Annotated in this window: 6 protein-coding genes and 1 pseudogene; 6 read left to right on the top strand and 1 reads right to left on the bottom strand. The window is 41.9% G+C overall.

The window, feature by feature from the left end:
• Positions 1 to 508: 508 nt before the first annotated feature.
• Genes HT729_RS08735 through aguB form a run of 6 tightly spaced genes read left to right on the top strand, consistent with a single transcriptional unit; the run spans position 509 to position 7,180 of the window.
• On the top strand, positions 509 to 1,969 hold the full coding sequence (locus HT729_RS08735; RefSeq protein ID WP_050142854.1) for an aminotransferase class I/II-fold pyridoxal phosphate-dependent enzyme: 1,461 nt from the start codon (positions 509 to 511) through the stop codon (positions 1,967 to 1,969).
• Positions 1,970 to 2,830: a polyamine aminopropyltransferase gene (speE, locus tag HT729_RS08730; protein WP_000366713.1), complete on the top strand. Its 861-nt coding sequence runs from the start codon at positions 1,970 to 1,972 to the stop codon at positions 2,828 to 2,830.
• Positions 2,827 to 4,086, top strand: a complete 1,260-nt coding sequence (locus HT729_RS08725; protein ID WP_172931916.1) for a saccharopine dehydrogenase family protein — start codon at positions 2,827 to 2,829, stop codon at positions 4,084 to 4,086. Before speE ends, HT729_RS08725 begins: the two co-directional genes overlap by 4 nt.
• Positions 4,086 to 5,213, top strand: a complete 1,128-nt coding sequence (gene nspC, locus HT729_RS08720) for a carboxynorspermidine decarboxylase (RefSeq protein WP_172931915.1) — start codon at positions 4,086 to 4,088, stop codon at positions 5,211 to 5,213. Before HT729_RS08725 ends, nspC begins: the two co-directional genes overlap by 1 nt.
• A complete protein-coding gene (gene aguA, locus HT729_RS08715) occupies positions 5,210 to 6,295 on the top strand; it encodes an agmatine deiminase (RefSeq protein ID WP_172931914.1) in 1,086 nt (361 codons plus the stop codon). Before nspC ends, aguA begins: the two co-directional genes overlap by 4 nt.
• A gap of 9 nt (positions 6,296 to 6,304) precedes the next feature.
• On the top strand, positions 6,305 to 7,180 hold the full coding sequence (aguB, locus tag HT729_RS08710) for an N-carbamoylputrescine amidase (RefSeq protein ID WP_050208470.1): 876 nt from the start codon (positions 6,305 to 6,307) through the stop codon (positions 7,178 to 7,180).
• 145 nt (positions 7,181 to 7,325) lie between these two features.
• Here the strand turns inward: aguB and HT729_RS08705 are convergent.
• Positions 7,326 to 8,019: pseudogene (locus HT729_RS08705) on the bottom strand (IS5 family transposase); the annotation flags it as partial.

Raw genomic sequence — 8,019 nt, 5'->3', positions numbered from 1 at the left:
TTTGAAAATAATTGAGTATGAGTATTAAATCAAATAAAATCCAACTATTTTGCGAACTTTTTATATTTTTTTCGTAAAACGCTTTACAAGTTTTTAAAAACATGATATAGTAATAAAGCTTAGAAAATGAGATGATGTTTTCTAGCAAATATAAACCCGAGTAAAAAATGCCTACGGACAGGCAGGGTTGAATGCCGAAGCGTGGTTGAAAAACCACATTATTGATAGGGTTAAAAGCCTACTTTTATAAGTTGATGTTAGGACACTTGTCCTAATTCATAAATTTTTAGTGTGGTGAAAGCACACGTCATCTTGTGAAACGATCAATAAAGTACGTAATATTTGCTACTAGAGAGTTAGGAAACATCGGGAACAGACATACTCAACAGAAACAAACATAAAAACGTCAGAAGATTGCAGAGCAGGTGAAAACCTGCTCTTTTTTCATGAGTCAACCTTTAGTTCCTTAGTTTTCATAAGGTCCTAAAAATATTGAAAGGAGTATGTCTTGAAGGAGTTAGATCAAAATCAAGCCCCAATTTATGAGGCCTTGGTGAAGTTACGCAAGAAAAGGATTGTTCCCTTTGATGTACCAGGTCACAAACGCGGACGAGGAAATCCAGAACTTGTCGAACTGTTAGGTGAAAAATGTGTTGGCATTGATGTCAATTCGATGAAACCCTTGGATAATCTTGGTCACCCCATTTCGATTATTCGGGATGCAGAGGAGCTGGCTGCAGATGCTTTTGGAGCAGCCCATGCCTTTCTCATGATTGGGGGAACAACCTCATCGGTGCAGACTATGATTCTCGCAACCTGCAAGGCAGGAGATAAGATTATTCTTCCACGAAATGTCCATAAATCTGCTATCAATGCGCTGGTTCTATGTGGTGCTATTCCCATCTATATCGAGATGAGTGTAGATCCTAAGATTGGTATCGCTTTAGGTCTTGAAAATGACCGAGTTGCACAGGCAATAAAGGACCATCCAGATGCCAAGGCCATTTTGATTAACAATCCTACTTACTATGGAATCTGTTCAGACCTAAGGGGATTGATAAAAATGGCTCATGAAGCTGGTATGATGGTTTTGGTAGATGAGGCCCACGGAGCGCATTTGCATTTCACTGATAAACTTCCAATTTCTGCTATGGATGCAGGTGCTGATATGGCAGCAGTCTCCATGCATAAGTCTGGTGGGAGTTTGACACAAAGCTCGCTTCTTTTAATCGGAGAGCAGATGAATCCTGAGTACGTTCGTCAGATCATCAACCTGACCCAGTCAACATCCGCCTCTTACTTGTTGATGGCTAGTTTAGATATTTCACGTCGCAACTTGGCCCTTCGAGGCAAAGAGTCGTTTGAGAAAGTCATTGAGCTATCCGAGTACGCTCGTCGTGAAATCAATGCTATTGGTGGCTACTACGCTTACTCAAAAGAATTAGTAGATGGTGTCTCAGTTTGTGATTTTGACGTGACCAAGCTGTCAGTTTACACTCAGGGTATTGGCTTAACAGGTATCGAGGTTTATGACCTCCTACGAGACGAATACGACATTCAGATCGAGTTTGGTGATATTGGCAATATCTTGGCCTATATTTCGATTGGTGACCGTATCCAAGACATCGAGCGCTTGGTCGGTGCTTTGGCTGATATCAAGAGACTCTATTCACGAGATGGGAAGGACTTGATAGCTGGAGAATATATCCAGCCTGAGCTAGTGCTGTCTCCACAAGAAGCCTTCTATTCAGAGAGAAAAAGTTTAACCTTAGATGAGTCTGTTGGACAGGTCTGTGGGGAATTTGTCATGTGCTATCCTCCAGGAATCCCTATCTTGGCTCCTGGGGAACGCATTACACGTGAAATTGTAGACTATATCCAATTTGCCAAGGAACGTGGTTGCTCCCTCCAAGGGACAGAAGATCCTGAGGTCAATCACATCAACGTCATTAAGAGAAAGGAGAACTAGATGGATTTATGGTTTTCTGAAGTTCATACTCCAGATGTGAAATTGTCCCTTAGAACAGCCAAACAACTCTACGCTGGAAAAAGTGAATGGCAGGATATCGAAGTCTTAGATACGCCAGCTTTTGGAAAGATTTTAATTTTAAATGGGCACGTCTTGTTCTCAGATGCTGATGATTTTGTCTATAATGAAATGACCGTCCACGTTCCCATGGCTGTCCACCCAAATCCCAAGAAAGTATTGGTTATTGGGGGTGGTGATGGAGGTGTTGCCCAAGTATTAACACTCTATCCTGAACTGGAGCAAATCGATATCGTGGAACCAGATGAGATGCTGGTTGAGGTCTGTCGTGAGTATTTCCCAGATTTTGCCGCAGGGCTAGATGATCCTCGTGTTACCATTTACTATCAAAATGGGCTACGCTTTTTACGAAACTGTGAAGATGACTATGATATTATCATCAACGATGCGACAGATCCATTTGGCCATACGGAAGGGCTCTTTACCAAGGAATTTTACGGCAACAGTTACAGAGCCTTGAAAGAAGATGGCATCATGATTTACCAGCATGGGAGTCCCTTCTTTGATGAGGATGAGTCGGCTTGCCGAAGCATGCATCGTAAGGTTAATCAAGCCTTTCCAATTAGTCGGGTCTACCAAGCCCATATCCCAACCAGTCCAGCTGGCTATTGGTTGTTTGGATTTGCATCGAAAAAATACCACCCTGTCAAAGATTTTGACAAGGAAGGCTGGAAAAAACGCCAGCTTTTCACAGAATACTACACTGCAAACTTACACGTAGGAGCCTTTATGTTGCCCAAGTATGTTGAGGACATTTTAGAAGAAGAGGAAGGAAAAAAATGAGTCGTTTACTAGTTATTGGATGTGGGGGCGTTGCCCAAGTTGCTATTTCAAAGATTTGTCAAGATAGCGAAACTTTTACAGAGATTATGATTGCTAGCCGTACCAAATCAAAATGTGATGACTTGAAAGCGAAGCTAGAAGGTAAAACAAGTACAAAGATTGAGACAGCTGCTCTTGATGCTGACAAGGTAGAAGAAGTGATTGCCCTGATTGAAAGCTACAAACCAGAAGCTGTTTTGAATGTAGCTCTGCCTTATCAAGATTTAACCATTATGGATGCTTGTTTGGCAACAGGTGTTCACTATATCGATACAGCCAACTACGAAGCAGAAGACACAGAAGACCCTGAGTGGCGTGCTATCTACGAAAAACGTTGTAAGGAACTTGGTTTTACAGCCTACTTTGACTACTCATGGCAGTGGGCTTATCAGGAGAAATTCAAAGAAGCTGGCTTGACCGCTCTTCTTGGTTCTGGTTTTGACCCAGGTGTGACTAGTGTCTTTTCAGCTTACGCCCTTAAACATTATTTTGATGAAATCCACTATATCGACATTTTAGACTGTAATGGTGGTGACCACGGTTATCCATTTGCGACAAACTTTAACCCAGAAATCAATCTACGCGAGGTTTCTGCGCCAGGTTCTTACTGGGAAAATGGAAAATGGGTTGAAGTCGAAGCTATGTCTATCAAGCGTGAGTATGATTTCCCTCAAGTTGGACAAAAAGATATGTATCTCCTTCACCATGAAGAAATCGAATCATTAGCAAAGAATATTCCAGGAGTTAAACGCATTCGCTTCTTTATGACTTTTGGTCAATCATACTTGACGCACATGAAATGCTTGGAAAACGTTGGTCTCCTTCGTACAGATACTATTAATTTTAATGGACAAGAAATCGTACCAATCCAATTCTTGAAAGCCTTGCTTCCAGATCCAGCCAGCCTTGGTCCACGCACGGTTGGTAAAACCAATATCGGTTGTATCTTTACAGGTGTAAAAGATGGCGTTGAAAAGACCATCTACATCTACAATGTTTGCGACCATCAGGAATGTTACGCAGAAGTTGGTTCACAAGCCATTTCTTACACGACAGGAGTTCCAGCCATGATTGGGACAAAATTGGTTATGAACGGTACTTGGAAACAAGCTGGAGTGTATAACCTTGAAGAGTTGGATCCAGATCCATTCATGGAAGCTTTGAATGAGTATGGTTTACCTTGGATTGTGGTTGAAAATCCGCAAATGGTGGACTAATGAAGTTAGAACAAGTACCAACACCAGCTTATGTTATTAACTTGGCAAAGTTAGAAGCCAATTGCCGTATCCTACATTATGTTCAAGAAGAAGCTGGTTGCAAGGTTTTGCTTGCCCAGAAGGCTTATTCCCTCTACAAAACCTATCCCTTGATTAGCCAGTATCTATCTGGTACGACAGCTAGTGGACTCTATGAGGCCAAATTGGCAAGGGAAGAATTTCCTGGTGAAGTTCATGTTTTTGCGCCAGCTTTCAAGGATGAGGACATGGAGGAATTGCTTGAGATAACAGATCATATCGTTTTTAATTCTGAGAGACAGTTGCGTAAACACGGTCCGCGTTGTCGGGAGGCTGGTATCAGTATAGGTCTCCGTATCAATCCCCAATGTTCAACTCAGGGGGATCACGCGCTCTATGACCCCTGTGCACCTGGTTCTCGTTTTGGAGTCACTCTAGACAAGGTTCCGAGTGATTTACTAGATTTGGTGGATGGTCTTCATTTTCATACCCTTTGCGAGCAGGGAGCAGATGATTTACAAACAACTTTGAAAGAAGTAGAAGAACAGTTTGGTCCCTACTTACATGAGGTAAAATGGCTCAATATGGGTGGTGGTCATCATATTACAAGAGAAGGTTACGATGTGGATTTGCTGATTTCAGAAATCAAGCGTATCCGAAAAACTTACAATCTTGAAATCTATATCGAGCCTGGTGAAGCCATTGCGCTTAATGCGGGTTATTTAGCAACTGAGGTATTAGATATTGTAGAAAACGGTATGGAAATCTTGGTTTTAGACGCCTCTGCGACCTGCCATATGCCTGATGTACTTGAGATGCCCTATCGTCCACCTTTGAGAAATGGCTTTGAGGCACAGGAAAAAGCCCATACCTACAGACTTTCTTCTAATACCTGTCTGACGGGCGATGTGATTGGTGATTATAGTTTTGAAAATCCAGTCCAAATCGGAGACAGACTTTATTTTCAAGACATGGCCATTTATTCTTTTGTCAAAAATAATACCTTTAATGGTATTGGATTGCCAAGTCTCTATCTCATGGACGAACAGGGAGACTGTAGCTTACTCAAAGCTTTTGGCTATCAAGACTTTAAAGGGAGATTATCATGATGGACAGTCCAAAAAAATTAGGCTATCACATGCCAGCAGAGTACGAACCCCATCATGGTACCCTCATGATATGGCCGACTCGACCAGGATCATGGCCTTTTCAAGGAAAGGCTGCTAAAAGAGCATTTACTCAGATCATCGAGACCATAGCAGAAGGGGAAAGAGTCTATCTTTTGGTGGAGCAGGCCTATCTATCTGAAGCCCAATCCTATCTTGGAGACAAGGTTGTTTATTTAGACATTCCCACCAATGATGCCTGGGCGCGTGATACAGGTCCGACTATTCTTGTCAATGATGAAGGCCAGAAATTAGCCGTGGATTGGGCCTTCAATGCTTGGGGAGGCACCTATGATGGTCTTTATCAAGATTATGAAGAGGATGACCAAGTAGCCAGTCGTTTTGCTGAGGCCTTGGAAAGGCCTGTCTATGATGCTAAACCTTTTGTACTGGAAGGAGGCGCAATCCATAGCGATGGTCAAGGAACTATTCTCGTAACTGAAAGTTGCTTGCTTAGTCCTGGTCGCAATCCTAACTTGACTAAAGAGGAGATTGAAAACACATTATTAGAAAGTCTTGGTGCTGAAAAAGTTATTTGGCTTCCTTATGGTATTTATCAGGATGAAACCAATGAACACGTCGATAATGTTGCTGCCTTTGTTGGTCCTGCTGAGCTTGTTTTGGCTTGGACAGATGACGAAAATGATCCCCAGTATGCCATGTCAAAAGCAGATCACGAATTCTTAGAGCAAGAAACAGATGCAAAAGGTCGTCACTTCACTATTCATAAACTTCCAATTCCAGCTCTTCATCAAGTTGTAACCGAAGAGGATTTGCCAGGCTACATCTATGAAGAAGGAGAAGAAGAGCGATACGCAGGTGAACGACTAGCAGCTTCCTACGTAAACTTTTATATTGCCAACAAGGCTGTCCTAGTTCCTCAGTTTCAAGATAAAAACGACCAAGTAGCCTTAGATATTCTCAGTGAGTGTTTCCCAGACCGTAAAGTTGTCGGAATTCCAGCCAGAGATATTCTCTTAGGTGGTGGCAATATCCACTGTATCACCCAACAAATCCCAGAATAGGAGAAAAAGATGAGAAATGTAAGAGTTGCAGCCATTCAGATGCAATGCGCCAAGGATGTGGCAACAAATATTCAAACAGCGGAGCGCTTAGTACGTCAGGCTACAGAACAAGGCGCTCAAATCATTCTCTTACCAGAGTTGTTTGAACGTCCCTATTTCTGTCAGGAACGTCAGTATGACTACTACCAGCATGCCCAGTCGGTGACAGACAATACAGCTATTCAGCATTTTAAAACCATTGCCAAGGAGCTAAAGGTCGTTTTACCAATCAGTTTCTATGAAAAAGATGGTAATGTCTTGTATAACTCTATTGCCGTCATTGATGCAGATGGTGAGGTGCTGGGTGTTTATCGAAAGACCCACATACCAGATGACCATTATTATCAAGAAAAATTTTATTTCACACCTGGCAACACAGGTTTCAAGGTCTGGGATACTCTCTATGCCAAGATCGGGATCGGTATCTGTTGGGATCAATGGTTCCCTGAAACAGCCCGCTGTCTTGCGTTAAATGGGGCTGAATTGCTCTTTTATCCTACAGCCATTGGTTCAGAGCCAATTTTAGATACGGATAGTTTTGGTCATTGGCAACGTACCATGCAAGGACACGCAGCAGCAAATATTGTTCCAGTCATCTCAGCCAATCGTTATGGATTGGAAGAGGTCACGCCTAGTGAGGAAAATGGCGGACAGAGTTCCAGTCTTGACTTCTACGGTTCCTCCTTTATGACGGATGAAACAGGAGCTATTCTAGAACGAGCTGAAAGACAAGAAGAAGCTGTTCTGTTAGCTACTTATGACCTAGACAAGGGAGCAAGTGAACGCCTAAACTGGGGCTTGTTTCGAGATAGAAGACCAGAAATGTATCAACGAATTACGGACTAGTAGGGGAGAAATGAGAGGTTCATTCTGCTAGACTAACTTCTTATTAGCAACTATAAGATACTATGGTATCTAGTAAATCGATTTTTATGATTCACTATTCTTTTATCTTGATTAGTCCGTATTTTATACTAGACTTCCTGCAAAACTAGAATCCTAGTTCATGATTGATAATACCAACAATCAAATTCATTCGTAATCCGAAGCGTTTACGATGATTTCGATAGGTTGTTGAAAACATTTTAAACGTTTTTACTTTGGCAAAGATGTTCTCAACCTTGCTTCTCTCCTTAGATAGCGCATGGTTACAGGCTTTCTCTTCAGCTGTTAGCGGCTTGAGTTTGCTGGATTTACGTGGAGTTTGTGCTTGAGGATATATCTTCATGAGCCCTTGATAAGCACTGTCAGCCAAGATTTTACCAGCTTGTCCGATATTTCTGCGACTCATTTTGAACAACTTCATATCATGACAATAGTTCACAGTGATCTCCAAAGAAATAATTCTCCCTTGACTTGTGACAATCGCTTGAGCCTTCATAGCGTGGCATTTCTTTTTACCAGAATAATTCGCTAATTGTTTTTTAAGGCGATGGATTTTTACTTCCGTCGCATCAATCATTACCGTGTCCTCAGAACTGAGAGGAGGTCTTGAAATCGTAAAACCACTTTGAACAAGAGTTACTTCAACCCATTGACTCCGATGGGTTAAGTTGCTTTCGTGGATACCAAAATCAGCCGCAATTTGTTCATAAGTTCGATATTCTCGCCCATATTGAAGACGCACTAAGACGGAATTCTAGGCTTAATTGAGGTTTTTATCCATATATAGCGTGTTTAATTTT

It is taken from the genome of Streptococcus sp. 79 (genome assembly GCF_013277425.1).
GTDB lineage: Bacteria > Bacillota > Bacilli > Lactobacillales > Streptococcaceae > Streptococcus > Streptococcus pseudopneumoniae.
Note: the sequence above shows the minus strand (reverse complement) of the source record. Positions and strands in the feature narration are given on the sequence as shown.

Bases quoted from the DNA above. Each gene is read 5' to 3' on its own strand.
- aguB (WP_050208470.1), top strand. From the start codon at position 6,305: ATGAGAAATGTAAGAGTTGCAGCCATTCAGATGCAATGCGCCAAGGAT.
- aguA (WP_172931914.1), top strand. From the start codon at position 5,210: ATGATGGACAGTCCAAAAAAATTAGGCTATCACATGCCAGCAGAGTAC.
- nspC (WP_172931915.1), top strand. From the start codon at position 4,086: ATGAAGTTAGAACAAGTACCAACACCAGCTTATGTTATTAACTTGGCA.
- HT729_RS08725 (WP_172931916.1), top strand. From the start codon at position 2,827: ATGAGTCGTTTACTAGTTATTGGATGTGGGGGCGTTGCCCAAGTTGCT.
- speE (WP_000366713.1), top strand. From the start codon at position 1,970: ATGGATTTATGGTTTTCTGAAGTTCATACTCCAGATGTGAAATTGTCC.